This window comes from Aeromicrobium sp. Leaf289 (assembly GCF_001423335.1).
In the GTDB taxonomy this organism is placed as follows: Bacteria; Actinomycetota; Actinomycetes; order Propionibacteriales; family Nocardioidaceae; genus Aeromicrobium.
The window spans coordinates 174,207-199,114 of the sequence record NZ_LMNK01000001.1 but is presented as its reverse complement, the minus strand read 5'-3'; the positions used below and the strand labels follow the sequence as shown (position 1 = coordinate 199,114).

The following is a 24,908-nucleotide window of genomic DNA, read 5'->3' as shown; positions in this document are numbered from 1 at the left end:
CCACGGCGACTCGATAGGCTGCAGACGATCATCACCTCGACCCCAGTAGGAGCAGGTTTCATCGTGACCGTTCGCGTGGGCATCAACGGCTTCGGCCGCATCGGCCGCAACTTCTTCCGGGCGGCCCGTGCCGCCGGCGCCGACATCGAGATCGTCGCCGTCAACGACCTGACCGACAACAGGACGCTCGCGACGCTCCTCAAGTACGACTCGATCCTGGGCCGCCTCGACGCCGACGTGTCCTTCGACGACACCTCGATCACCGTCGGCGACCAGAAGATCGCCGCCTTCGCCGAGCGCGACCCCGCGAAGCTGGACTGGGCCTCCGTGGGCGTCGACGTCGTCGTGGAGTCCACCGGCTTCTTCACCGACGCCACCAAGGCCAAGGCCCACGTCGACGGCGGTGCGAAGAAGGTCATCATCTCGGCGCCCGCGAAGAACGAGGACGCCACGATCGTCATGGGCGTCAACCACGAGACCTACGACGCCGACGCGCACACGGTCATCTCCAACGCCTCCTGCACCACCAACTGCCTCGCGCCCATGGCCAAGGCCCTCAACGACGCGCTCGGCATCGAGCGTGGCCTGATGACCACGATCCACGCGTACACGCAGGACCAGAACCTCCAGGACGCACCGCACAGCGACCTGCGCCGCGCGCGCGCCGCCGCGCTGAACATCGTCCCCACGTCGACGGGTGCCGCCAAGGCCGTGAGCCTCGTGCTCCCCGAGCTCAAGGGCAAGCTCGACGGCTACGCGCTGCGCGTCCCCGTGCCGACCGGCTCGGCCACCGACCTCACGTTCACCGCCTCGCGCGAGACGTCGGTCGAGGAGGTCAACCAGATCCTCAAGGACGCCGCCGAGGGGCCCCTCAAGGGCTTCCTGACGTACACCGAGGACCCGATCGTCTCCACCGACATCGTCACCGACCCCTCGTCGTGCATCTTCGACTCGGGCCTGACGAAGGTCATCGGCGACCAGGTCAAGGTCGTCGGCTGGTACGACAACGAGTGGGGCTACTCCAACCGTCTCGTCGACCTCGTCAAGCACGTCGGCGCCTCTCTCTGACGTGGCGGCCCAGACGATCGACGGCCTGCTCGACGAGCGCGGCGGGGACCTCTCCGGCACGCGGGTGCTGGTGCGCAGCGACCTGAACGTCCCGCTCGACGGCAGCACCATCACCGACGACGGCCGGGTGCGCGCCAGCATGCCCACCATCCGCCGTCTGGCCGAGGCCGGCGCGCGCGTGCTCGTGATGGCCCACCTGGGTCGTCCCAAGGGTGCGCCGGACCCGGCGTACTCCCTGGCCCCGGTGGCCGAGCGGCTGGCCGAGCTGCTCGGCAGCCCGGTGCTGTTCGCCAACGACACCGTCGACGTCGAGGCGCAGCGGATCTCCGCGGCGCTGCAGGACGGTCAGGTCGCCGTGCTCGAGAACGTCCGGTTCAACGAGGGCGAGACGAGCAAGGACGACGCGGTTCGTGGCGCCTTCGCGGACCAGCTCGCGGCGCTGGCCGACGTGTTCGTCTCCGACGGCTTCGGTGTCGTGCACCGCAAGCAGGCCAGCGTCTACGACGTCGCCACGCGGCTCCCCGCCGTGGTGGGCGGGCTGGTGCAGGCCGAGGTCGAGGTCCTGCAGCGGCTGACCGAGACCCCCGAGCGGCCCTACGTGGTCGTGCTCGGCGGGTCCAAGGTGTCCGACAAGCTGGGTGTGATCGACAACCTCATCGACAAGGCCGACAGCCTGCTCATCGGTGGTGGCATGGTCTTCACGTTCCTCAAGGCCGCCGGCCACGACGTCGGCTCCTCGCTGCTCGAGGCCGACCAGCTCGACGTCGCCCGTGAGTACGTGGAGCGCGCCGAGGCGAAGGGTGTCGAGCTCGTGCTGCCGACCGACGTGGTCGTGGCGCCGGAGTTCTCCGCCGACGCGCCGGCCACCGTCGTCGCCGCCGACGCGATCCCCTCCGACCAGATGGGTCTCGACATCGGTCCCGACAGCGCGGCCCGCTTCGCCGAGGTCGTGCGGGGTGCGCACACGGTGTTCTGGAACGGCCCGATGGGAGTGTTCGAGTTCGACGCGTTCGCCGCCGGCACGAAGGCCGTCGCGCAGGCCCTCACCGAGGTGGACGGCCTGTCGGTCGTCGGCGGTGGCGACTCCGCCGCCGCCGTGCGCCGCCTCGGCTTCTCCGACGACCAGTTCGGTCACATCTCCACCGGGGGTGGAGCGAGCCTGGAGTACCTGGAGGGCAAGACGCTCCCCGGCCTGCAGATCCTGGAAGGCGACAGCTGATGGCACGCACACCGCTCATGGCGGGCAACTGGAAGTCCAACCTCAACCACCAGGAGGCCGTCGTCCTGGTGCAGAAGCTGGCGTGGACCCTGCAGGACAAGAAGCACGACGGCACGCGCTCCGAGGTCGTGGTGATCCCGCCGTTCACCGACATCCGCAGCGTCCAGACACTCGTCGACGGGGACCGACTGTCCCTGCGCTACGGGGCGCAGGACGTCTCCGAGCACGACGGCGGTGCGTACACCGGTGAGATCACGGCGGCCATGCTGGCGAAGCTCGGCTGCTCCTACGTGGTCGTCGGACACTCCGAGCGTCGCGAGTACCACCACGAGACCGACGCCGTCGTGAACGCCAAGGCCAAGCGCGCGCTCGCCGCCGACATCACCCCGATCGTCTGCGTCGGCGAGGGACTCGAGGTCCGGCAGGCCGGTGAGCACGTCGCCCACACGCTCGCGCAGGTCGACGGCTCGCTGGCGGGCCTCACCCCGGAGCAGGTCGCCGGGCTGGTCGTCGCGTACGAGCCCGTGTGGGCCATCGGCACCGGCGAGGTCGCCACGCCCGAGGACGCCCAGGAGGTGTGCGCGGCCATCCGTGCCCGCGTGGCGGAGACCTGCTCGTCGGAGGCTGCTGACGCAGTGCGTATCCTGTACGGCGGATCGGTCAAGGCGGCCAACATCGCCGCGATCATGGCGAAGTCCGACGTGGACGGCGCCCTGGTCGGCGGTGCAAGCCTCCAGGCGGAGGAGTTCGCCGCCGTCGCCCGGTTCTACGACATGCCGGCCCTGCCCTCCTGACGGAAGACCCACACTGTGATCATCCTGTTCTCGTCCGTGCTGACGATCGCGAGCCTGCTCATGATCGTGCTGATCCTCATGCACAAGGGGCGCGGCGGCGGCTTGTCCGACATGTTCGGCGGCGGCATCTCGAGCTCGCTCGGAGGCTCCTCGGTCGCCGAGCGCAACCTCGACCGCATCACCGTCGGCATCGCCGTCATCTGGGCGATCTCGATCATCGCCCTCGGGCTGCTGCTGAAGGTGAGCAACTGACATGGCGGCAGGAGCCATCCGCGGCAGCCGCATCGGTTCGGGGCCCATGGGGGAGGCGGAGCGTGGTGAGGCCGCGCCTCGCAAGGCCGTCACGTACTTCTGCATCAACGACCACCAGACGCTGCTGCACTTCGCCCTCGAGGCCGAGCCGCCGGAGTCCTGGGACTGCCCGCGGTGCGGCATGCCGGCGAGCGCCGACTCCGACAACCGTCCGACGGCGCCCAAGACGGAGCCCTACAAGACGCACCTGGCCTACGTGAAGGAACGTCGCAGCGAGGACGAGGCCCAGGTGATCCTCACCGAGGCCCTCGACTCCCTGCGCGCACGCCGCAAGTCCGGCGACGTCATCTTCTGACCTGCCTCCGGCACGGTCCGGCCTCGACGCCCTCGTCCCACCGGACGGGGGCGTCGTCGCGTTCCGGGCTCGAGCTATCGCAGAGCGCTCGCCGCAGCCTCGTCGAGGAACCAGAGCGTCTCGTCCTGTCCGTGGGCCCCGCGTGCGGGAGTCTCGTCGATCGATCCCTCGCCGGCCCGGGCGCGGGCCACGGCATCGGCCTTGCCCTCGCCGGAGACGAGGAACCACGTGGCCCGGGTGTGGTTGAGGGCGCCGAAGGTGAGGCTGATGCGCTCCGGGGGCGGCTTCGGTGACCCGAACACCTCGACGCACCGGCGCTCCCGCTCGTGCAGCTGCGTGAACCCCGGGAACAGCGAGGCCACGTGCCCGTCCGGTCCGAGACCGAGGAGCACGACGTCGAACGGCTCGTCGGGCAGCGTGGCGCCGTAGGCGTCGGCCGCCTCGGCCATGGACGTGGAGCAGCCGTGCGCCGGCATCGACCGCACGTTCTCGGCCGGGACGCCGCACCGGTCGAGGAAGCTGTCGCGCGCCTGCCGGTCGTTGCGGTCCTCGTGCCCCTGCGGGACGAACCGCTCGTCACCGAACCAGTAGACGACGTCGGCCCAGCGTGCGGCGTCGACGTCGAGCCGCTCGTAGATCTCGATGGCGATGGTGCCCCCGGTGAGCACCACGTGCGGGACCCGTCCCTCCGCCTGGGCCGCGGCCACCCGCTCGGCCAGCCGGGTCGCCACCGCCTCGGCGAGGGTCGCGGCGTCGGGGTGGACGTGGGTGACGGGCTCGGGTGCCGTGGGGCTCATCAGGACTCCAGCAGGTGGGTGATCGTCTCGTGGTACACGTCGTCGGCGTCGAGCCGCCGCAGGTCCTCGGCGAGGAGCTCGGCGAGCGAGCGGGCACCGAGAGGCACGTGACGGGGTGCCGATCCCGGGATGGAGAACAGGCAGGACTCTGCGTCGATCCGCTCGATGGTCACGTCGCCCGTGGCCGTCTCGAGCACGACCCGCGCGATCTGCTCGGTGTCGCTGCGTCGCTGCGTGATCGGGACGCCGAGCCTGCTCTGCAGCCAGGCGGTGAGCAGCGTGGCGGCAGGATTGCCGGACCCGGCCTCGACGACACCACGCTCCACGGTGCCGGTGGCCTGGTCGAGGGCGGCGGCCAGCAGGGCGCGCCAGGGCGTGAGTCGCGTCCAGCTCAGGTCGGTGTCGCCCGGGGCGTAGTTCCGGGCGGTGCTCTTGAGCGTGCGCACCGGGGAGTCGGTCGCCTCGGCATCGGTCAGTCGGCGCTGGGCCAGCTGACCGATCGGGTCCTGCGACGGGCAGGCCGGCGGCTTTCCCGGCCACCACACCACGACGGGGGAGTCGGGGAGCAGCAGCGGCAGCACCACGGACTCGGCGTGCCGGGTGAGCGGCCCCGACAGGCGCAGCAGGATCGACTCGCCGGCGGCGTTCTCGCCCACCCGGACGGTGGCGTCGACCCGCGGGTGTCCGCGCCCGTCGCCCAGGACGATGCCGATGACGCGTGACGGGTGCTCGCGCGAGAGCACCGCGGCCGTGCGCAGCGCGTCGCCCACGGTCTCGTCGTCGGTCACGACCAGGGCCGTGAGCACCATGTCCATGGCCGGGCTGCCGGAGTCGACTCGCGCGCGCACCATGGCACGCGCGATCTCCGGTGAGGTCGTGTCGTCGAGGTTGATCTGCATCAGGGTCGCCTCCAGACGCGGCCGTCACGTTCCATCATGGCGTCGGCGGTCGGTGGTCCCCACGTCCCCGACGTGTAGGTGTCGATGGAGCGCTGCCGCGTCCAGTGCTCGATGACGGGGTCGAGGATCTTCCAGGACAGCTCGACCTCCTCCTGCTGCGGGAACAGCGGCGGATCACCGAGCAGCACGTCGAGGATGAGGCGCTCGTAGGCCTCCGGGCTGCTCTCGACGAACGCGCCGCCGTAGGCGAAGTCCATGAGCACGTCACGGATCTCCATCGTGGTGCCGGGCACCTTCGCACCGAAGCGCAGCGTGACGCCCTCGTCGGGCTGGATGCGCATGACGAGGGCGTTCTTGCCGAGCTCCTCGATGTCGTTCTTGCTGAACGGCTGGTGCGGTGCCGCCTTGAACACCACGGCCACCTCGGTGACCCGACGACCGAGCCGCTTGCCCGTGCGCAGGTAGAACGGGACCCCTGCCCAGCGGCGGGTGGCCACGTCGACGCGCACGGCCGCGTAGGTCTCCGTGCGGGACTCCTGCGGGATGCCCTGCTCCTCGAGGTAGCCGACGACGTGCTCGCCGCCGGCCCAGCCGGCGGTGTACTGGGCCTGGGCCGTGTGGTCGGCCATCGGCGTGGCCGGGCGGGCGTTGGCCAGGATCTTCTGCTTCTCGATCCGCAGGCTCTCGGCGTTGAAGGAGACGGGCTCCTCCATCGCGATGAGGGCCATGAGCTGGAGCAGGTGGTTCTGGATCACGTCACGCGCGGCGCCGATGCCGTCGTAGTAGCCCGCGCGCGTGCCGATGCCGATGTCCTCGGCCATCGTGATCTGCACGTGGTCGACGTAGTGGCTGTTCCACAGCGGCTCGAACATCCCGTTCGCGAAGCGCAGCGCCAGGATGTTCTGCACCGTCTCCTTGCCGAGGTAGTGGTCGATGCGGAACACGCTCTCGCGGGGGAACACCTCGGAGACGAGCGAGTTGAGCGTCCGCGCCGACTCGAGGTCGTGGCCGAACGGCTTCTCGATGACGACCCGACGCCACCCACCCGACTGGTCGGCCAGACCGTGCTGCTTGATCTTGCCGACGACCACCGGGAAGAGGCCCGGGGGGATCGAGAGGTAGAAGGCGTGGTTCCCGCCGGTGCCCTGCTGCTCGTCGAGCTCGGCCATGGTGGCGGCCAGCTGGAGCCAGGCGGCGTCGTCGTCGAACTCACCGGGCACGAAGCGGATGCCCGCCTCCAGCTGCGCCCAGACCGTGTCGCGCCAGGGTGTGCGGGCGCCCGCCTTCGCCGAGTCCTTGAGCATGTCGGCGAACTGCTGGGTGCCGAAGTCGTGGCGGGCGAAGCCGACGAGCGCGAACCCCGGCGGCAGGAGACCGCGGTTCGCGAGGTCGTAGATCGCCGGGATCAGCTTCTTGCGGGCGAGGTCGCCCGTGACGCCGAACATGACGACGCTGCAGGGCCCGGCGATCCTCGGGAGCCGACGGTCGCGCGGGTCCCGCAGGGGGTTGGAACCGGTGCTCGTGTCGGTCATGCGAGCAGGTCGCGCACGGTGGCGGCGGCAGCCTCGGGGTCGGCGAGGTGGAGCCGGAGCACAGGTCTGCCGTGGTCCTGGAGCACCTGCGCGTCGCCGGCGGCCTGGGACGCGATGAACTCACCGAAGGTGAAGTCGCGACCGGGCACGGCGAGGTCCTGCGCGGCGTCGCTCGTGAGCTGCAGGTAGACCCCGGTGGCCGGGCCACCCTTGTGGTACTGCCCGGTGGAGTGCAGGAACCGCGGCCCCCAGCCGAACGTGACGGGGCGTCCCGTGCGGCGGGCCAGCAGCTCGCGCAGACCTGCGTACGCGCTGAGCTCCCAGCGGTCGAGGTAGGCGTGCACGGCGACGTAGCCGTGCTCGGGGTCCAGCTCGTCGAGGAGTCCCTGGACCGCGTCGGTCAGAGAGTCGGCACTCGTGCCGAAGGCGCTGACCGGTCCGTCCGTGACGTCGGCCGCGACCTCGTCGTCCGAGCCGCCGCTGAGCTTGTCGCGCGCGGCCTGCTTGGCGCTCTCGACGTCGGGCTGGTCGAAGGGGTTGATGCCGATGAGGGCACCGGCCACGCTGACCGCGACCTCCCAGAGCAGCATCTGGCCGCCGAGGCCACCGGTCACGCCGGCGGACCAGCCCGAGGTGCTCGTGGGGGGCTGGGCGGAGCCCGTGACGACCAGGAACGAGTCGGGCGTGCTGGGGTCGACGTTGACGGCGTGCGTGCTGGGCACGACGACGGGCAGGATCCCGCGACCCTGCTTGCCCGTCGACTCGGCCACCAGCTGCTCGATCCAGTCGCCCACGCCCCACGCCCCGGAGGTGCCGGCGTCGTGGTCGAGCAGGACGAGCTTGTCGACCGCGGCCCGGTTGGCGACGCCCAGTGCCGCACCGAGGCGCAGCGCGGGGTTGGCGGCGTCGTCGGCGAACAGCTCCGGTCCGGCCGACTCGGCCTCGTCGAGCAGGGCGCCGACGTCGGCGCCGGCGAGGCCGCTGGGCACCAGCCCGAACGCAGTGAGCGCCGAGTAGCGGCCGCCGACCTCGGGGTCGGCGTGGAAGACGCGGTACCCCGCGGCGGTGGCCTGCTCGTCGAGCGGCGAGCCCGGGTCGGTGACCACCACGAGATGGTCGGCGGGGGAGAGACCCGCGTCGTCGAAGGCCTGCTCGTAGGCACGACGCTGGCTGTCGGTCTCCACGGTCCCGCCGGACTTGCTGGAGACGACCACGACCGTGCGCTCCAGACGGTCCGCGAGCGCGGACCGCACCATGTCGGGCTGGGAGGAGTCGAGCACGGTCAGCTCCACGCCTGCGGCGGCGCAGATGACCTCGGGCGCCAGCGACGACCCACCCATGCCACAGAGCACGACGTGGTCGAGCCCGCGCGCGTGCAGCTCGGAGCGCAGGGCCTCGATCTGCCCGACAAGGGGCCGCGACGTCTGGGCCAGCGACGTCCACGACAGTCGCTTCGAGGCCTCGGACTCGGCGTCCGGGCCCCACAGGGTGGCATCGCCGGCGAGCAGGCGGGAGGCGAAGCGATCGGTGACCAGGTCGCCGAGCGCAGCCTCGAGGTCCCCCTCGTCGCCGACCGTCAGGGTGACGTCGGGTCGGGACACGGCTCAGGCCTTCTCGAGCTCGGCGGTGACGGTCTCGAGCAGCTCGGCCCAGGACGCGTCGAACTTCTCCAGACCCTCGTCCTCGAGGACCTTGACCACCTGGTCGTAGGAGACGCCCGCCTCCTCGAGCGCGGCAATGACCGCCCGCGAGTCGTCGTAGGTTCCGTGCACCGTGTCGCCGGAGACCTCGCCGTGGTCGCCGAACGCCTGGAGCGTCTTCTCCGGCATGGTGTTCACCGTGCCGTCGACGACCAGCTCGCTCACGTAGAGCGTGTCGGGCAGGGCGGGGTCCTTGACTCCGGTGGAGGCCCACAGCGGCCGCTGCGGGTTGGCGCCCTTGGCGCGCAGTGCCGCGAAGCGCTCGCCGCCGAAGACCTCCTCGTACGCCTCGAACGCCAGACGCGCGTTGGCCAGGGCGGCCTTGCCGCGCAGCTCGTGTCCCTCGCCGAGCTGCTTGTCGACCTCGGAGTCGACGCGGCTGATGAAGAACGACGCGACGGAGTGGATGGCCGACAGGTCGCGGCCCTCGGCCGCTGCCGTCTCGAGACCCTCGAGGTAGGCGTCCATGACCCCGCGGTACCGCTCGAGCGAGAAGATCAGTGTGACGTTGACGCTGATGCCCTGGCCGATGGTCTTGGCGATCGCGGGCAGGCCCTCGAGCGTGGCGGGGATCTTGATCAGCGTGTTGGGGCGGTCGACGCGGTCCCAGAGCTTGCGCGCCATGGCGGCCGTCGCGTCGCTGTCACGGGCCAGACCCGGCTCGACCTCGATCGAGACCCGTCCGTCGACGCCGCCCGTCGCGTCGTAGACGCCCGTGAAGATGTCGCACGCCTGCTGCACGTCGGCGGTGGTGATCTCGAAGACCGCCTCGTCGACGTCGGCACCGGCGGCCTTCAGCTCCTTGACCTGCTCGGCATACTTCTCGCCCTTCGACAACGCCGAGGCGAAGATGGTCGGGTTCGTGGTGACACCGACGACGTTCTGGTCACGGATCAGCTCGGCGAGGTTGCCGCTCTCGATCCGCTCGCGGGACAGGTCGTCCAGCCAGATGGACACTCCGGCGTCGCTGAGGTTCTGCAGTCGCTCGTTCATGGTCGTCTCCCGATCGGGGTTGAGGTCTCGTGACGTGCTCAGGACTCGCGGTGGCTGCCGCCACCGGGTGCGTCCTGGTTGTCGCCCGGTCCCACCGGTCCGGAGGGGCGGGCGAAGAACGGGACGCCGCCGGTCTGCTGCGACGCCTCGATGGACTCCTTGGCCGAGGCCACGACGGCCTCGGCGGTGATGCCGAACTTCTCGTACAGGGTCCCGGCGTCGGCCGAGGCACCGAAGTGCTCGATGCCGACGAACCGGCCGGCGTCGCCGAGGACGTCGCGCCAGCCGAAGGACACGCCGGCCTCGACGGCGACACGGGCACGCAGGTGCGGGGGGAGCACGCTGTCGCGGTACCCCGAGTCCTGCTGCTCGAACCACTCGCGCGACGGCATCGAGACCACGCGCGCCTGGATGCCCTCGGCGGCCAGGAGGTCGCGGGCCCGAACGGCGAGCTGGACCTCAGAGCCGGTACCGACGAGGACGACGTCGGGCTCACCGTCGGTGTCGAGCAGCACGTAGGCGCCACGGGCGGCCCCGTCGGCGGCTGCGTACCCCTCGGTGCCGCGGGGGAAGGTCGGCACGTTCTGGCGGCTCAGCGCGAGGGCGACCGGCCGGTTGGTGATGCCCATGAGCGTGCGCCACGCCACCGCGACCTCGTTGGCGTCGGCGGGTCGCACGACGTCGAGGCCGGGGATGGCGCGCAGGGCTGCCAGGTGCTCGATCGGCTGGTGGGTGGGACCGTCCTCGCCGAGGCCGATGGAGTCGTGCGTCCAGACGTAGGTGACCGGGAGCTCCTGCAGGGCCGCCAGGCGGACCGCGGGACGCATGTAGTCGCTGAACACGAGGAACGTGCCGCCGTACGGGCGGGTGAGCCCGTGCTGGACCATCCCGTTCATGATGGCGCCCATCGCGTGCTCACGGATGCCGAAGTGCAGCACGCGGCCGTACCAGCCGCCCTGGAACTTCTCGGTGGACCACTCAGGGGGCAGGAACGACGGCTCGCCCTTGGGGGTGGTGTTGTTCGAGCCGGCGAGGTCGGCGGACCCGCCCCACAGCTCGGGGAGCTCGGGCGCGATGGCCGTGAGCACGTCGCCGGACGCCGCGCGGGTGGCCACGCCCTTCTCGCTGGCCTCGAACGTCGGCAGGGCCGACTCCCAGCCGTCGGGCAGGACCCGGTCGGCGAGGCGCTGCAGCAGGGCGGCGCCGTCGGGGTTGGACGTGGCCCAGGCGTCGAACGACTTCTGCCACTCCTCGCGCGCCGTGGCGCCGCGGTCGCGCACGGCGTGCGTGTGGGCGATGACGTCGTCGGCGACCGCGAAGGACTGCTCGGGATCGAAGCCCAGCAGCTCCTTCGTGGCCTTGATCTCGTCGGCGCCGAGGGCGGACCCGTGCGAGGCACCGGTGTTCTGCGCCGACGGGGCCGGCCACGCGATGATCGTGTGCAGCTGGATGAAGGACGGCTTGTCGGTGACCGCCTCGGCGGCCTGGTAGGCGTCCCAGAGCGCCTGCAGGTCCTCCTCGTAGCCCGTGCCGCCGTTGGTCCAGTCGACCGTCTGCACGTGCCAGCCGTAGGCGGCGTAGCGCGCGGCGACGTCCTCGGTGAACGCCACGTCCGTGTCGTCCTCGATCGAGATCTTGTTCGCGTCGTAGAGCACGGTCAGGTTGCCGAGCTTCTGGTGCCCGGCGAGGGAGGAGGCCTCGGCGGAGACACCCTCCTGCACGTCGCCGTCGGACGCGATCACGTAGACCTGGTGGTCGAAGGGGCTCTCGCCGGCGGCGGTGTCGGGGTCGAGCAGCCCACGCTCGCGGCGGGCGGCCATGGCCATGCCCACGGCGTTGGCGATGCCCTGGCCCAGCGGGCCGGTCGTGACCTCGATGCCCGGGGTGTGGCGGTACTCCGGGTGGCCCGGTGTCTGGCTTCCCCACGTGCGCAGGCTCTTGAGGTCGTCGAGCGTCATCGGGTAGCCGGCGAGGTAGAGCTGGATGTACTGCGTCAGGCTCGAGTGGCCGCACGAGAGCACGAACCGGTCGCGACCGACCCACTGCGGGTCCGTGGGGTCGTGGCGCATCAGCTTCTGGTACAGCAGGTAGGCCGCCGGGGCCAGGCTCATGGCGGTGCCGGGGTGGCCGTTGCCGACCTTCTCGACGGCGTCCGCCGCGAGGAGTCGGGCGGTGTCCACCGCCTTGGCGTCGAGCTCGGTCCAGTCCAGGGTGGTGGAGGTGCTGGTCACGGTGTCTGGCGCTCCTGCGATCGGGTTCGGATCAGGCTGTCGGGGCCCTGTGGAGCCCTCGGTTCGACCCTACTCGCGTGCGACTAGACTCTGCTACGTGAGTGCCCCGAGGTTGAGACGACGCGACATGTCCTCGGCCACCCCTCCCTCCGGAGCCCCCTCCGACGACGGTCCGGCCGACGCCGGACCCGCTCTCGGCCAGGGCCCCCGGATGGTGACGTCGGCCCAGGTGACCCGGTCCGGTCCGGTCGACGTGGTCAACGCGTACGTCGCGCTCATGAAGCCGCGGATCATCGAGCTGCTGCTGCTCACGACCGTCCCGGTGATGTTCCTCGCCGCACGCGACGTCCCCTCCTTCTGGCTGATCGTGGCCACCGTGGTGGGTGGCACGCTCTCGGCCGGGAGCGCCAACGCGCTCAACAACGTCTTCGACGCCGACATCGACCAGAAGATGCGCCGCACCGCGCGACGTCCGCTCCCGCGGCACGGCGTGTCGACCGCCGGGGCGCTGTGGTTCGGTCTCGCGCTCGCCGTGGTCTCCACGCTGGGCCTCGGCCTGCTGGTGAACTGGCTGTCGGCCTGGCTGGCACTGGCCGCGAACGTGTTCTACGTCGTGGGCTACACCATGATCCTCAAGCGCCGCACGCCGCAGAACATCGTGTGGGGCGGGGCGGCCGGGTGCTTCCCGGCCCTGATCGGCTGGACCGCCGTCACGAACGAGCTCGCGTGGCCCCCGGTCGTGCTGTTCCTGGTGGTCTTCTTCTGGACGCCGCCGCACTTCTGGTCGCTCGGGCTGCGCTACCGCGACGACTACGCCGCCGCAGGCGTGCCGATGCTGCCGTCGGTCGCCAGCGCCGCCGTGGTCTCCCGGCAGATCGTCGCCTACTCGTGGGTGATGGTCGCGACCTCGCTGGCCCTGTGGCCGGTCGCCGGCATGGGCTGGTTCTACCCGGGTGCGGCGATCGTGCTCGGCATCGTCTTCCTCGTCGAGGCCTACGACCTCCGCTCGCGTGCCAAGGAGTCCGAGGAGCTCTCGGTGATCAAGCCCATGCGGCTCTTCCACTTCTCCAACGCGTACCTCGCCCTGCTGTTCGTCGCCGCCGCGGCCGACCCGTTCCTGCGATGATCCCGGCGGCCTGGGAGCCGTACCATCGCCCGGACGACGGCGAGCACGTCGGCTACCTGCGCCCCGCCGGCGACCTGGTGGTGCCCTGCACCCTGCTCGGGACCGACCTGGCGGGACCGCTCGAGCGCGACGACGCGGAGAGGGTCCTCCAGGACGTCGGGCTGTCCTACCTCGCCGAGACCTGGTTGCTGCTCGACGACGACGGCACGCAGCGACGGGTGGTGCTCGTGGAGGTCGACGCGGCCCGGGCCGTGGTGGCCGATGCCGGCTCGGCGCTCGTGGTCGGTGCGCCTGCCGACGAGCGTGGCCGCCGGGAGGTCGCGCTCCCGACCGACCGGCTGCGACTCCGGTGACCACGACCGTCGAGCGGCTCGGTCCCGACGACTGGGCACGGTTCCGGACCGTGCGGCAGGCCTCGCTGCGCGGCGACCCCTCCGCGTTCGCGGCCTCCGCGCACCGCTGGCTCGACGAGCTCGACGTCGAGCAGCACTGGCGGGCGCGCCTCGCCGACGTCGTGACGCTCGTGGCCACGCGGTCCGGGGTGGACGTCGGCACCGCAGGGTTCGACCGGTCCGGGCAGCTGATCGGCATGTGGGTGGACCCCGCGGTGCGGGGCACGGGGGTCGGGTGGTCGCTGGTGGAAGCCGTGCTGGCGCTCGCGCCGCCGGACGTGCCGGTGCACCTGCGGGTGATGGCCGACAACGGCCCCGGCGTGCGGTTCTACGAGCGCTGCGGCTTCCACCTGGTGACCGCCGACGCCGACGCCGAGGGCTGCCTGGCGATGACCTACGCGCCGTCGCCCGGCCGCGCCTGAGCTGCGGAGCCCGGCGGGACCGCGGTCAGGCGGTCAGGCGGTCAGTCGCCAGCCCGCGACGTCGATCAGGAAGTGGGCGAGAACGAGCGCCCCGAGGTAGAAGGTCGAGACCGCCAGGGCGCCCGCGACCCGGTGCGCGAGAGGGCGTCCGCGGGTGAGCAGGAAGGCCGTGGCGGTGGCCCAGCCGAGCGCCGCCTCGGCGGGCAGGACGTAGAGCGCGACGCCGAGGACGCGCGTGGTCGCACCCGTCGGTTCCCACAGGCCGACCACCGGAGCGAGGAGCTCGGCGCCGGCGAACACCGCGAGCGCCGCCAGTGCCGATCGTCCGGGCCTCAGGCGTGCCAGGACCACGGCGAGGAACAACGGGGCGATCCACATCGCCGCCATCGCGAGCGGGATGACGTCGTCGACCCGCGGGCCACCGCGATCGGGGAACGCGAGCGTCCCCACGAGGTCCGCGAGCACCCAGTCGGGCAGGACCTGGAAGACGGAGACCGGCACCAGGAAGATCGCCAGCGCCGCCCAGTCGCCCCGGCCGACCGCCCGGCAGACCAGCGGGAGAGCCACCGCGTACGCCACGACGACGACCAGGATGCCCCACCCCTGCGCGGGGACGGGGAGCGAGAGGGCCACGCCGCCCCCGACGAGCAGAGCTGCGTGGACGAGCAGGAGGCCACGCAGGGCCGCGGCGTCCGGGGCCATGACGTCGTCGGTCGGAGCGGGGGTCGGGGACACGCGGACAACCTAGGGTCGACGCACCGCACCGTCAACGGTTCCGTCCGGGCCTGCGTCCCTCAGGCCGAGCGGCCGACGACCGCCTCGTGCTCGAGCGGCCGCGGCGCGGAGGGGGACGGGTGGACGGTCACGACGAGCCTGGTGGCCACGGCCACCAGCACCGCCGCACCGACGAGGTGCACCGCCACCAGGGCGACCGGCAGGTCGGTGAAGTACTGCACGAACCCGATCACACCCTGCCCGAGCTCGGCGACGAGCAGCCAGACGGCGGCCTGCAGCGCCGGCGTCCGGGACGTCGTGTCTCGGTCTCGACGCACGAGGACGATCGTCGCCACCGTCAGCCCGACGAGCAGGTAGACGGCCCAGGCGTGCACGTGGCTCCACAGCTGGGGGTCGAGGCCGTTGCGCGGCACGTCGAGGTCACCGGCGTGCGGGCCGCTGCCGGTGACGACGGTGCCGAGGTAGACCACCACCCAGAGCGTCGCGTAGACCGCCAGCACCAGCCGCCGGACCAGCACCGAGGAGGTGGAGGCGGCCTCGGCACGCACGCGCAGGAGCAGCCAGGTGGACCCCGCGACGAGGAACAGCGAGAGCACGAGGTGCAGCGCGACGACCCACGGGTTGAGGTCGGTGAGCACGGTGATGCCACCGATGACGCCCTGGAACGGGACACCGGCGGCCAGCACGACCGCGTGCCTGCGGAGGCGGCGACCCTCGCTCCAGCGCCAGACGGCCACGAGGGTCCCGATCGCGATCGCGATGAGCACGTACGTCAGCAGCCGGTTGCCGAACTCGATGAGACCGTGCAGGCCCAGCTCGCTGTGCGGCACGAAGGACTCCTCGGTGCACCGCGGCCAGGTCGGGCAGCCGAGCCCCGACGCGGTGAGCCGGACGAGGCCCCCCGTCAGGATGATGACCGTGTTCGCGACGAGGCTCGCCCAGGCCCACCGCTGCACGACGGCACGGTCGGGATGGCGCAGGCCCAGGGTCGGGTAGCCGGACGGCGTGGAGGTCATTCCCATCTGAAGGTCCTAGCAGTGAGGGCGGTGCCCACGGCGGCCCACGCCGCGAGCACCGCGAGGGGGAGCAGGTCGACCGTGCCGCCCTCGAAGGCCGAGCGCATGCCCTCGCCGAGGGCGCCCGAGGGAAGCAGGGCGAGCAGGCCCTGCGCGCCGTCGGGGTAGCGGGACAGGGGGACCAGCAGGCCCCCGCCGACGAGGAGGAGCACGTACACCAGGTTGGCCACGGCGAGCGTGGCCTCGGCGCGCAGCGTTCCCGCGATGAGGAGACCGAGCGAGCCGAAGGCGGCGGTGCCCAGCACCGCCAGCAGGACGAGCCACGCCCACGGGGCGACGCCACCGGCCGGGTCCCACCCGAGCAGCAGGGCGACGCACGCGAGCACGAGCAGCTGGACGAGCTCGACGACCACGACGGCCGCCGACTTGCCGGCGAGCAGTCCCCACCGGGGCAGCGGAGAGGCGCCGAGCCGCTTGAGCACGCCGTAGCGGCGTTCGAAGCCCGTGGCGATCGCGACGGAGGTGAACGACGTCGAGAGCACCGCGAGGCCGAGGACGCCGGGGGTGACCATGTCGATGGGGCGTCCTGCGCCGAGGTCGACCACGCGCCCCGACCGGGTGCCGGCGACGAGCAGGAGCAGCGGGATGACCAGCGTGATCAGCAGCTGCTCGCCGTTGCGGGCCAGCAGGCGCAGCTCCATCCGGGTCTGCGCGGCCACCATGGCCGAGGTCGAGGCCGCGCCGGGACGCGGGGAGAGGTCGAGGCTCATCGCAGGGCCCGTCCCGTCAGGTCGAGGAACCGGTCCTCGAGCGTCTGGCGCTCGACGAGCACGGACTCCGCGAGGACGCCCTGCCCGGCGAACCAGGCGGTGAGCGTGGCGAGCAGCGCCGGGTCGACGGCGCCGACGACGACGTACTGGCCCGGAGCCTGCTCGTGCACCTTGCTCTCCGGCGGTAGGGCCGACATGAGGGCGTCGACGTCGAGCGCCGGCCGTGCGGTGAACCGCACCGTGTTCTCCGCCCCGGACCGTGACAGGTCGGCGGGGGTGCCGCTCGCGATGACCCGGCCGGCGTCGACGATGTGGACGACGTCGCTCAAGGCCTCGGCCTCGTCCATGAAGTGGGTGGTGAGCACCGTCGTGACACCGCCGGAACGCAGCTCGTCGATCAGGTCCCACGTCGCGCGCCGGGCCTGCGGGTCCAGGCCGGCGGTGGGCTCGTCGAGGAACACCAGCTCAGGGCGTCCGACCACGGCCATGGCCAGCCCGAGCCGCTGCTGCTGCCCACCCGACAACCGGCGGTAGGCGGTGCGACCGCACGAGCCCAGGCCGAGCCGCTCGCTGAGGGCGTCGACGTCGAGGGGGTGGGCGTGCAGCGACGCCATGTGACGCAGCATCTCGTCGGCCCGCACGCCCGACCAGGCGCCACCGGCCTGGAGCATGACGCCGACGCGCGGGCGCAGGCGCACCGCGTCGCGCACCGGGTCCAGGCCGAGCACGCTGACGCGCCCCGAGGTGGGTCGTCGGAAGCCCTCGCAGGTCTCGACGGTGCTGGTCTTGCCGGCGCCGTTGGGACCGAGGATCGACGTGACCGTCCCGGCCTCGACCTCGAGCGAGAGGCCGTCGACCGCGGTGACGTCGCCGTAGCGGACCACCAGGTCGGTGACGGCGACGGCGGGCTGGTTCACCAGGACAGTCTAGTGATCGCGTGCCACGCAGGCGGCCCCGACCCGGCCTAGGGTGGGCCCGTGGACCTGCCCGTCATGCCGCCGCTGCGACCGATGCTCGCCAAGTCCGTGGCGGCCGTGCCGTCGGCGGTCGGGGACTACCTCTTCGAGCCCAAGTGGGACGGCTTCCGGGCCATCGTCTTCCGCGACGGCGACGAGGTCGAGATCGCGAGCCGTTCGACCAAGTCGCTGACGCGCTACTTCCCCGACGTCGTGGCGGCCGTCCTGGAGCAGCTTCCCGACCGGTGCGTCGTCGACGGCGAGATCGTCACGGCCGTCGGTGACCGGCTCGACTTCGACACGCTGTCGCAGCGCATCCACCCCGCGGCGTCGCGGGTCGACATGCTCGCCCGCGAGACGCCGGCCAGCCTGGTGGTCTTCGACCTGCTGGCCCTGGACGACACGTCGTTCGTCGACACGCCGCTCGGCGAGCGTCGGGCGGCCCTGGAACGCGCACTCTCCGACGTCTCCGCTCCCGTCCACCTCACCCGCACCACGGGGGAGACGGCCGAGGCCACCCGCTGGTTCCACCAGTTCGAGGGGGCGGGCCTCGACGGGGTCATGGCCAAGCGCCTCGACGGCCCGTACGTGCCCAACGGTCGATCGATGCTGAAGATCAAGCACGCCCGGACGGCGGACGTGGTGGTCGCGGGATACCGGTTGCACAAGACCTCCACGCCCGAGCAGCCGCTGCTCGGCTCGATGCTGCTGGGCCTGTTCACCGAGGAAGGCCGCCTCCAGCACGTGGGTGTCTGCGCCTCCTTCTCGGCCGCCCGCAGGGCCGAGCTCGTCGACGAGCTGGACCCGTTGCGTGCGGACCTCGACCAGCACCCCTGGGGTGCCTGGCAGAGCGAGGAGGCGCACGCCGACGGACGGCTGCCCGGTGGCCAGAGCCGCTGGACGGGCACCAAGGACCTGTCGTTCGTGCCGTTGCGGCCCGAGCGGGTCGTCGAGGTCGGGTACGAGCACATGGAGGGTCGGGGCGAGCAGGGTCGCTTCCGGCACACCGCGCAGTTCAAGCGGTGGCGCCCCGACCGCGAGCCCGGCTCGTGCACCTACGAGCAGCTCGAGGAGGTCGTGGCCTACGACCTCGGTGACGTCCTGACGTAGCCGAGGTCGGCTGCCGTGGTCCCGGTGCCGGGCCCGACCGGATCAGTCCGCGGCCAGACGGCGCAGCTGCTCGAGCAGCGCCTCCGACGGGACGAGCTCGTCGCCGGTCAGCAGGTCCTCGCGCACCTGACGGGGGAGCGTCTCCACCCCGTCCTCGCCCAGGTGGCGCACCTCGTCGTGGAGTGCCTCCATGCGTGCGTCGAGCGCGTGCGCGGAGTCGGCGGCGTCGCACAGTCGCTCGGCCAGGTCGTCGGGCACGGCGCCGCGGTACTTGTAGTGGATCTTGTGCTCGAGGCTGGCCCAGAAGTCCATCGCGATGGTGCGCAGCTGCACCTCCACCGTCACCGGCACCGGGCCGTCGGACAGGTAGACCGGGACCTCCAGGAGCGTGTGCAGGCTTCGGTAGCCGTTCTTCTTCGGGGCGGCGATGTAGTCGCGGACGTCGAGCACCGTGAGGTCGTCCTGGGAGGTGAGCAGGTCGTGGACGCGGTACACGTCGGAGACGAAGCTGCAGGTGACGCGGACGCCGGCGATGTCGGTGATGGTCTCGCGGATCGAGGCGTAGGTGGGGCGGGTGCCCTTCCGCCGCATCTTCTCGGCCAGGCTGTCGGGCGACTTCAGCCGCGAGGCGATGTGCTCGATCGGGTTCGTGTCGTGCATCAGGTCGAACTCGTCGCGCAGGATCGTCAGCTTGGTGACGACCTCCTCCATGCCGAAGCGGTGGCGGAGCATGAAGCGGCTGAAGTCCTGGCGGAGGAGCTTCGGGTCGCCGACGTGCAGGACGTCGTCGTCCAGGGGCAGGGTGGCTCGGCTGCTCAGCTCCACCCGGTCAGCGTACGTCCACGACCTCGTCGGGCTCCGTGGCTAACCTGTGAGTCGTGGGAGTCATGGACGACGCCGAGCGTCTCGCACCGGGGTCGAGGTCACGCTGGGGTGCCTGGCTGGCCGACCACCACGCCGACACGCGCGGGGTCTGGCTCGCGGTGCCGGACCGGCTCGCCGACGGTGACGACGCCCTGTCCTACGAGAACGCGGTCTGCGAGGCGCTGTGCTGGGGCTGGATCGACGGTCAGGCCCGTTCCGGCGGTGGCGTCGGCGGCTCGGTCATCTGGTTCTCGCCGCGTCGGCCGGGCAGTCCGTGGGCGGCGTCGAACCGGGCGCGCGTGGAGCGGCTCGAGGCGGAGGGCCGGATGAGACCCCCGGGGCGGGCGCTGGTCGACGGAGCACGGGGCGACGGCTCGTGGACGGTCCTCGTCGGTCCGGAGAACGGTGTGGAGCCCGACGCCCTGCGTCGGGGTCTGGACGCCGACCCCGCGGCCCGGACCTTCTGGGACGCCTTGCCCCGCAGCGCGAGGCTCTACGCCCTCACGCAGGTGGCCACCGCCAAGCGCGAGGAGACACGGCTCTCGCGCATCGAGAAGCTGGTGGCGCAGTGCGTCGCGGGGGAGCGGCCGGACCGCTGAGGTCCTGCGGGTCGGGTGGGCGTCGTGCTCCGCTCGCTTTCCTTGCTTCCATGCTCCCTCGCTGCTGCGCTGCCTCGGCTGGGTCCGGGCGTGGTCTCCGAGAGGGCCTCGACGGAGCAGCGGGCATCGCCGGCGGCCGAGCACGCCGACTCCGGTCCGGGCGGTGGATCCTCCACAGGATGGGCCACGGTGCGGTGCGTTCTCCACCGTGTGGCGCTGGATTCGGTGGAGAACGCACCGCCCGGGCCCCCCATCGGTGGAATCTCAACCGCACGTCGGCTCCTGAGGTTGAGGATCCACCGATGCCCCGGCCGGCTCGGCCCATCGGTGGAATCTCAACCGCAGGCCTGCCTCTGAGGTTGAGGATCCACCGATGCCCCGCCGGGCTCGACGCATCGGTGGAATCTCAACCGCAGGCCCGCTCCTGACGTTGAGGATCCACCGATGTCGGCAGCGCGGCTCGGCCACGGCGCGTCCGACCCGTCGAGGCCCCACCCGGGCCGCCTCCAGCACCAGCCGGAGCAGCGCAGCGGTGGCTGCAGGGGAGTCGTCAGCCCTGCTTGTTCCGCCTGTCCTTGCTCGGCTGCACGCGCTTGGGCTCGCCCGGCATCTTGGGGTACTCCGGCGGGTAGGGCATGTCGCCGAGCCCGCGCTCGAGGTCGGCGCGCCAGAGGTCGAGCAGGGGCTCGAGGGAGTGCGGCTGGGCGTCGAGGTCGGCCCAGGCGTCGCCGCCCTGGGACGCCAGCAGGTCGGGGACGGTCCGGAGCGTGAAGGCCATCGGGTCGTCCACCGCGGCGAGTCCGTCCCACGAGAGGGGGAAGGAGACGGGTGCGCCCTGCTTCGGGCGCAGGCTGTACGCCGAGGCGATCGTGCGGTCGCGGGCGTTCTGGTTGACGTCGACGAAGATGCGGTCGCCGCGCTCCTCCTTCCACCAGGCGGTGGTGAGCCGATCGCTGCGGCGCTCGAGCTCGCGGCCCAGCGCGATCGCCGCGTGGCGCACGTCGGTGAAGGTCCAGCGCGGCTCGATGCGCAGGTACACGTGCACGCCGTTCTTCCCGCTGGTCTTGGGGTATCCGCGCAGGCCCAGCTCCTCCAGCAGGGCCCGCACCTGCTCGGCCTCGCGGACGGCGTCGGCGAAACCGGTGGCGCCGTGCGGGTCGAGGTCGATGCGCAGCTCGTCGGGCCGGTCGACGTCGGCACGACGCACGGGCCAGGGGTGGAACGTGACCGTGCCCATCTGTGCGGCCCAGGCGACCACCGCGACATGGTCCGGGCACAGCTCGTCGGCGACCCGGCCGGACGGGAAGTGCACCCGGACCGAGCGGGCCCACTCGGGCATGCCGCGCATGAGGCGCTTCTGGTAGAACGCATCACCCTGCGGCCCACGACCGTGGGTGGCGTCGCGCGCGGTGAGCGTCATGCCGGGCAGCACGCCCTTGGGCCAGCGCTCGAGCGCCGTCGGACGGTCCCGCAGTGCTCGTACGATGCCGTCGGCGACCGCGACGTAGTACTCGACGACCTCGCGCTTGGTGATCTCCGGTCCGTGGTCGGAGGCGGGGAAGATCACGCGCTCCGCGCTCGAGACGCGTACCTCTCGTCCGTCCGCGTCGACCATCACGGCCGTGGCCTTCGCTGCCATGCCGGCCAGCCTAGGGCTGGAACGTCACGGATGCGCGGAAGTGAGGTAGACCTTGCTAGAAGTAGGGGAATCATTAACGGCACACTGGTGTTGTGAAATACATGCGTGCGGAGGAGATGTCGGCAGTCGTCGATGACGCCCCCACGCGCGAACGCGTGGCGACGTCGATCCTGGAGCACGGTCCGTCGACCGCTGCGGACCTCGCACGGCGCCTCGGGCTCACGCCCGCAGCCGTGCGTCGCCACCTCGACCTCCTCCTGGCCGACGGGGTCGTCGCCCAGCGCCAGCCCCGTGCCACCACGGGCCGTGGGCGAGGTCGTCCGGCCAAGGTCTTCATGATCACCGATGCCGGCCGCGACACGTTCGCGCACGCCTACGACGACCTCGCGGTCGACGCCCTCGGCTTCCTCGCCGAGACCGCCGGAGATGGCGCGGTCGTCGAGTTCGCCGCACGACGTCTGCGTGGTCTCACCGAGAAGTACCGCCCCCTCGTCGACGCCGCACCGGTCGACGAGCGCCCCCGCGTGCTGGCCGAGGCGCTCAGCGCCCACGGCTTCGCCGCGTCGGCCGGCACCACGCCGGCCGGCGCCCAGATCTGCCAGCACCACTGCCCGGTCGCGCACGTGGCCGCGGAGTTCCCCCAGCTGTGCGAGGCCGAGACGGCGATGTTCGCCGAGCTGCTCGGCTCGCACGTGCAGCGGCTCGCCACCATCGCCCACGGCGACGGCGTGTGCACGACCCACCTGCCCCATCCCCCTTCCCAAGCCACTGGTCCCACCACAGAGAGGGTGTCGTCATGACGACCAACTCGATCGAAGAGCTCAACCCCGGGCTCAAGGACGTCGGACGTTACGAGTTCGGCTGGTCCGACGCCGACGACAAGGGCGCGAACGTCCAGCGCGGTCTGTCCGAGGAGGTCGTGCGCAACATCTCCGGCCTCAAGGACGAGCCCGAGTGGATGCTCGCGCAGCGACTCAAGGGCCTGCGCCTGTTCGGCCGCAAGCCCATGCCCGTCTGGGGCGCCGAGCTCGACGGCATCGACTTCGACAACATCAAGTACTTCGTGCGGTCCACGGAGAAGCAGGCCGCCACCTGGGACGACCTGCCCGAGGACATCAAGAACACGTACGACCGGCTCGGCATCCCCGAGGCCGAGAAGCAGCGTCTCGTCTCCGGCGTCGCCGCGCAGTACGAGTCCGAGGTCGTCTACCACTCGATCCGCGAGGACCTCGAGGAGAAGGGCGTCCTCTTCCTCGACACCGACACCGCGCTGAAGGAGCACCCCGAGCTCTTCGAGGAGTACTTCGGCACCGTCATCCCCGTCGGTGACAACAAGTTCTCGGCGCTCAACACGGCCGTGTGGTCCGGCGGCTCGTTCATCTACGTGCCCAAGGGCGTCCACGTCGACATCCCGCTGCAGGCCTACTTCCGGATCAACACCGAGAACATGGGCCAGTTCGAGCGGACGCTGATCATCGCCGACGAGGACTCCTACGTCCACTACGTCGAGGGCTGCACCGCGCCGATCTACTCCAGCGACTCGCTGCACTCGGCCGTCGTGGAGATCGTCGTCAAGAAGGGCGCCCGCGTCCGGTACACGACGATCCAGAACTGGTCGAACAACGTGTACAACCTGGTCACCAAGCGCGCGGTCTGCGAGGCCGGCGCCACGATGGAGTGGGTCGACGGCAACATCGGCTCCAAGGTCACCATGAAGTACCCGGCCGTCTACCTGATGGGCGAGCACGCCCGCGGCGAGACGCTGTCCATCGCCTTCGCCGGCGAGGGTCAGCACCAGGACGCCGGCGCCAAGATGGTGCACGCCGCGCCGCACACGTCGAGCTCGATCCTGAGCAAGTCGGTGGCACGCGGTGGCGGTCGCACCTCCTACCGCGGCCTGCTGCAGGTCATGGAGGGCGCGCACGGCTCGGCCAGCACCGTCAAGTGCGACGCGCTGCTGGTCGACCAGATCAGCCGTTCCGACACCTACCCGTACGTCGACGTCCGCGAGGACGACGTGACGCTCGGGCACGAGGCCACCGTCTCGAAGGTCAGCGACGACCAGCTCTTCTACTTCATGCAGCGTGGCATGGAGGAGGACGAGGCCATGGCGATGATCGTCCGCGGCTTCGTCGAGCCCATCGCGCGCGAGCTCCCCATGGAGTACGCGCTCGAGCTGAACCGTCTCATCGAGCTGCAGATGGAGGGAGCCGTCGGATGACCCTCACCGACACCGACCGCACGGTCGAGAACATCGAGCAGGCGCTGGAGCTCGACCACGTCCAGTCTCACCTGCACCCTGTCCCGTCCTACGACGTCGCCACGCACCCGGTGCCGACGGGTCTCGAGGAGATCTGGCGCTTCACGCCGCTCAAGCGGCTGCGCGGTCTGCTCGAGGGCTCGCCGTCCGACGCGTCGCTCACGTGGGACGAGCAGCTGCCCGAGGGCGTCACGCTCACCCGCATCAGCACGCAGGAGGCGCAGGCGCTCGCCGTGAACGCCCCGTTCGACCGTCTGGGTGCGCTGGCCGTGGCCAACGCCGGGGGAGCGGTGCTGCTCGACGTCCCCGCCGACACCGAGCTCAGCGAGCCGGTGCGTCTGCGGCTCACCGGTGACTCGGTCGAGTCCACGGTGTGGGGCCACGTCGTGGTCCGGGTCGGCGCGCACGCCAGGGCCACGGTCGTCATGGACCACGCCGGCAGCGCCACGTACGACGCGTTCACGCAGGTCGTGGTCGCCGACGGCGGGTCGCTCGACCTCGTCACGGTCAACGACTGGGCCGACGACGCCGTCCACGCCGGCCAGTACAACGTGCGGGTCGGGCGCGACGCCTCGGTGCGCGCCTTCGAGATCTCCCTCGGCGGAGACCTCGTGCGCACCAACGTCAACGTCGACTACGCCGGTCCCGGCGGCAGCGCCGAGCTGCTCGGCGTGTACTTCGCCGACGCCGGCCAGCACATCGAGCACCGCCAGTTCATCGACCACACGGCGCCCCGCACGCGCAGCAACGTCGAGTACAAGGGCGCGCTGCAGGGCCAGGACGCCCACACGGTGTGGGTCGGCAACGTGCTGATCCGCAAGGTCGCCGAGGGCATCGACACCTTCGAGCAGAACGACAACCTCGTCCTGACCGACGGCGCCAAGGCCGACTCCGTGCCGAACCTGGAGATCGAGACCGGTGACATCGCCGGTGCCGGTCACGCCAGCACCACGGGTCGCTTCGACGACAACCACCTGTTCTACCTGCAGAGCCGGGGGATCGAGGAGTCCGAGGCCCGTCGTCTCGTCGTCCACGGGTTCTTCAACGACATCATCCGTCGGATCGGTGTGCCCGAGCTGCAGGAGCGGCTCGTCGCGGCCATCGAGGACGAGCTGTCCGGTGCGGACCTGTCGAAGCTGGACCGCCGCCCGGAGGCCCCGACCGAGGCAGGTGCCTGAG

At 71.4% G+C, this 24,908-nt stretch carries 25 protein-coding genes; 13 read left to right on the top strand and 12 right to left on the bottom strand.

The genetic code is table 11. The features are described from left to right. Positions 1-63: 63 nt before the first annotated feature. Genes gap through ASF37_RS01020 form a run of 5 tightly spaced genes read left to right on the top strand, consistent with a single transcriptional unit; the run spans position 64 to position 3,688 of the window. A complete protein-coding gene (gene gap, locus ASF37_RS01040; protein ID WP_056554530.1) occupies positions 64-1,068 on the top strand; it encodes a type I glyceraldehyde-3-phosphate dehydrogenase in 1,005 nt (334 codons plus the stop codon). A 25-nt stretch (positions 1,069-1,093) separates the two neighbouring features. Beyond that, positions 1,094-2,287, top strand: coding sequence for a phosphoglycerate kinase (gene pgk / locus ASF37_RS01035; protein ID WP_156368117.1), 1,194 nt, complete (start codon positions 1,094-1,096; stop codon positions 2,285-2,287). Beyond that, on the top strand, positions 2,287-3,081 hold the full coding sequence (gene tpiA, locus ASF37_RS01030; protein ID WP_055967999.1) for a triose-phosphate isomerase: 795 nt from the start codon (positions 2,287-2,289) through the stop codon (positions 3,079-3,081). Before pgk ends, tpiA begins: the two co-directional genes overlap by 1 nt. Positions 3,082-3,096: 15 nt before the next feature. Then, positions 3,097-3,333, top strand: a complete 237-nt coding sequence (gene secG, locus ASF37_RS01025) for a preprotein translocase subunit SecG (protein ID WP_055968002.1) — start codon at positions 3,097-3,099, stop codon at positions 3,331-3,333. Between the two features lies 1 nt (position 3,334). Then, on the top strand, positions 3,335-3,688 hold the full coding sequence (locus tag ASF37_RS01020) for an RNA polymerase-binding protein RbpA (protein WP_056578594.1): 354 nt from the start codon (positions 3,335-3,337) through the stop codon (positions 3,686-3,688). A gap of 74 nt (positions 3,689-3,762) precedes the next feature. Here ASF37_RS01020 and pgl read toward each other — a convergent pair whose 3' ends face one another. Genes pgl through tkt form a run of 6 tightly spaced genes read right to left on the bottom strand, consistent with a single transcriptional unit; the run spans position 3,763 to position 11,840 of the window. Next, complete coding sequence (gene pgl / locus ASF37_RS01015) at positions 3,763-4,485, bottom strand: 6-phosphogluconolactonase (protein ID WP_056554536.1); 723 nt, start codon at positions 4,483-4,485, stop codon at positions 3,763-3,765. Beyond that, on the bottom strand, positions 4,485-5,384 hold the full coding sequence (locus tag ASF37_RS01010) for a glucose-6-phosphate dehydrogenase assembly protein OpcA (RefSeq protein WP_055968012.1): 900 nt from the start codon (positions 5,382-5,384) through the stop codon (positions 4,485-4,487). Before ASF37_RS01010 ends, pgl begins: the two co-directional genes overlap by 1 nt. Continuing rightward, positions 5,384-6,916, bottom strand: coding sequence for a glucose-6-phosphate dehydrogenase (gene zwf, locus ASF37_RS01005; protein WP_055968015.1), 1,533 nt, complete (start codon positions 6,914-6,916; stop codon positions 5,384-5,386). The genes ASF37_RS01010 and zwf overlap by 1 nt, the downstream gene beginning before the upstream one ends. Continuing rightward, a complete protein-coding gene (locus ASF37_RS01000; RefSeq protein ID WP_056578591.1) occupies positions 6,913-8,517 on the bottom strand; it encodes a glucose-6-phosphate isomerase in 1,605 nt (534 codons plus the stop codon). Before ASF37_RS01000 ends, zwf begins: the two co-directional genes overlap by 4 nt. 3 nt (positions 8,518-8,520) lie before the next feature. Next, positions 8,521-9,609 (bottom strand): transaldolase, encoded by a 1,089-nt coding sequence (tal, locus tag ASF37_RS00995; RefSeq protein WP_056577291.1) that lies wholly within the window; start codon positions 9,607-9,609, stop codon positions 8,521-8,523. A 38-nt stretch (positions 9,610-9,647) separates the two neighbouring features. Beyond that, positions 9,648-11,840: a transketolase gene (gene tkt / locus ASF37_RS00990; protein ID WP_056578588.1), complete on the bottom strand. Its 2,193-nt coding sequence runs from the start codon at positions 11,838-11,840 to the stop codon at positions 9,648-9,650. A 211-nt stretch (positions 11,841-12,051) separates the two neighbouring features. On the opposite strand from tkt, the gene ASF37_RS00985 reads away from it, so the two are divergent. Genes ASF37_RS00985 through ASF37_RS17305 form a run of 3 tightly spaced genes read left to right on the top strand, consistent with a single transcriptional unit; the run spans position 12,052 to position 13,780 of the window. Further along, positions 12,052-12,966 (top strand): heme o synthase, encoded by a 915-nt coding sequence (locus ASF37_RS00985; RefSeq protein WP_055968594.1) that lies wholly within the window; start codon positions 12,052-12,054, stop codon positions 12,964-12,966. Further along, positions 12,963-13,319, top strand: coding sequence for a hypothetical protein (locus ASF37_RS17310; protein WP_055968029.1), 357 nt, complete (start codon positions 12,963-12,965; stop codon positions 13,317-13,319). The genes ASF37_RS00985 and ASF37_RS17310 overlap by 4 nt, the downstream gene beginning before the upstream one ends. Then, positions 13,316-13,780 (top strand): GNAT family N-acetyltransferase, encoded by a 465-nt coding sequence (locus ASF37_RS17305; RefSeq protein ID WP_055968032.1) that lies wholly within the window; start codon positions 13,316-13,318, stop codon positions 13,778-13,780. Before ASF37_RS17310 ends, ASF37_RS17305 begins: the two co-directional genes overlap by 4 nt. 33 nt (positions 13,781-13,813) lie before the next feature. On the opposite strand, the gene ASF37_RS00970 is transcribed toward ASF37_RS17305, so the two are convergent. The 4 genes from ASF37_RS00970 to ASF37_RS00955 are packed head-to-tail and all read right to left on the bottom strand — an operon-like array spanning position 13,814 to position 17,218. Next, positions 13,814-14,515, bottom strand: a complete 702-nt coding sequence (locus tag ASF37_RS00970) for a hypothetical protein (protein WP_055968035.1) — start codon at positions 14,513-14,515, stop codon at positions 13,814-13,816. Between the two features lie 59 nt (positions 14,516-14,574). After that, positions 14,575-15,537 (bottom strand): heme A synthase, encoded by a 963-nt coding sequence (locus ASF37_RS00965; protein WP_235499931.1) that lies wholly within the window; start codon positions 15,535-15,537, stop codon positions 14,575-14,577. Further along, positions 15,528-16,301 carry an ABC transporter permease gene (locus tag ASF37_RS00960; RefSeq protein ID WP_056578581.1) on the bottom strand — a complete coding sequence of 258 codons (774 nt, stop codon included), beginning with the start codon at positions 16,299-16,301 and terminating at the stop codon, positions 15,528-15,530. Before ASF37_RS00960 ends, ASF37_RS00965 begins: the two co-directional genes overlap by 10 nt. Further along, complete coding sequence (locus ASF37_RS00955) at positions 16,298-17,218, bottom strand: ABC transporter ATP-binding protein (protein ID WP_200931154.1); 921 nt, start codon at positions 17,216-17,218, stop codon at positions 16,298-16,300. The genes ASF37_RS00960 and ASF37_RS00955 overlap by 4 nt, the downstream gene beginning before the upstream one ends. Before the next feature lie 60 nt (positions 17,219-17,278). Between ASF37_RS00955 and ASF37_RS00950 the strand changes: the two genes are divergently transcribed. Continuing rightward, positions 17,279-18,367, top strand: coding sequence for an ATP-dependent DNA ligase (locus ASF37_RS00950; RefSeq protein WP_056578578.1), 1,089 nt, complete (start codon positions 17,279-17,281; stop codon positions 18,365-18,367). Between the two features lie 42 nt (positions 18,368-18,409). Here ASF37_RS00950 and ASF37_RS00945 read toward each other — a convergent pair whose 3' ends face one another. Continuing rightward, positions 18,410-19,192, bottom strand: coding sequence for a GTP pyrophosphokinase family protein (locus ASF37_RS00945; protein ID WP_235492961.1), 783 nt, complete (start codon positions 19,190-19,192; stop codon positions 18,410-18,412). A gap of 62 nt (positions 19,193-19,254) precedes the next feature. Here ASF37_RS00945 and ASF37_RS00940 point away from each other — a divergent pair, with 62 nt between their 5' ends. After that, positions 19,255-19,830, top strand: a complete 576-nt coding sequence (locus tag ASF37_RS00940; RefSeq protein ID WP_235492982.1) for a YdeI family protein — start codon at positions 19,255-19,257, stop codon at positions 19,828-19,830. A gap of 550 nt (positions 19,831-20,380) precedes the next feature. Here the strand turns inward: ASF37_RS00940 and ASF37_RS00935 are convergent. Next, positions 20,381-21,469 (bottom strand): DNA polymerase domain-containing protein, encoded by a 1,089-nt coding sequence (locus ASF37_RS00935; protein ID WP_056578575.1) that lies wholly within the window; start codon positions 21,467-21,469, stop codon positions 20,381-20,383. A 101-nt stretch (positions 21,470-21,570) separates the two neighbouring features. Between ASF37_RS00935 and ASF37_RS00930 the strand changes: the two genes are divergently transcribed. Genes ASF37_RS00930 through sufD form a run of 3 tightly spaced genes read left to right on the top strand, consistent with a single transcriptional unit; the run spans position 21,571 to position 24,907 of the window. Then, positions 21,571-22,269: a metalloregulator ArsR/SmtB family transcription factor gene (locus ASF37_RS00930; protein WP_056578571.1), complete on the top strand. Its 699-nt coding sequence runs from the start codon at positions 21,571-21,573 to the stop codon at positions 22,267-22,269. Continuing rightward, positions 22,266-23,690 carry a Fe-S cluster assembly protein SufB gene (gene sufB / locus ASF37_RS00925; RefSeq protein ID WP_055968058.1) on the top strand — a complete coding sequence of 475 codons (1,425 nt, stop codon included), beginning with the start codon at positions 22,266-22,268 and terminating at the stop codon, positions 23,688-23,690. The genes ASF37_RS00930 and sufB overlap by 4 nt, the downstream gene beginning before the upstream one ends. After that, entirely contained in the window at positions 23,687-24,907 is a 1,221-nt protein-coding gene (sufD, locus tag ASF37_RS00920; RefSeq protein ID WP_056554568.1) for a Fe-S cluster assembly protein SufD, read from the top strand. Before sufB ends, sufD begins: the two co-directional genes overlap by 4 nt. Position 24,908 lies beyond the last annotated feature (1 nt).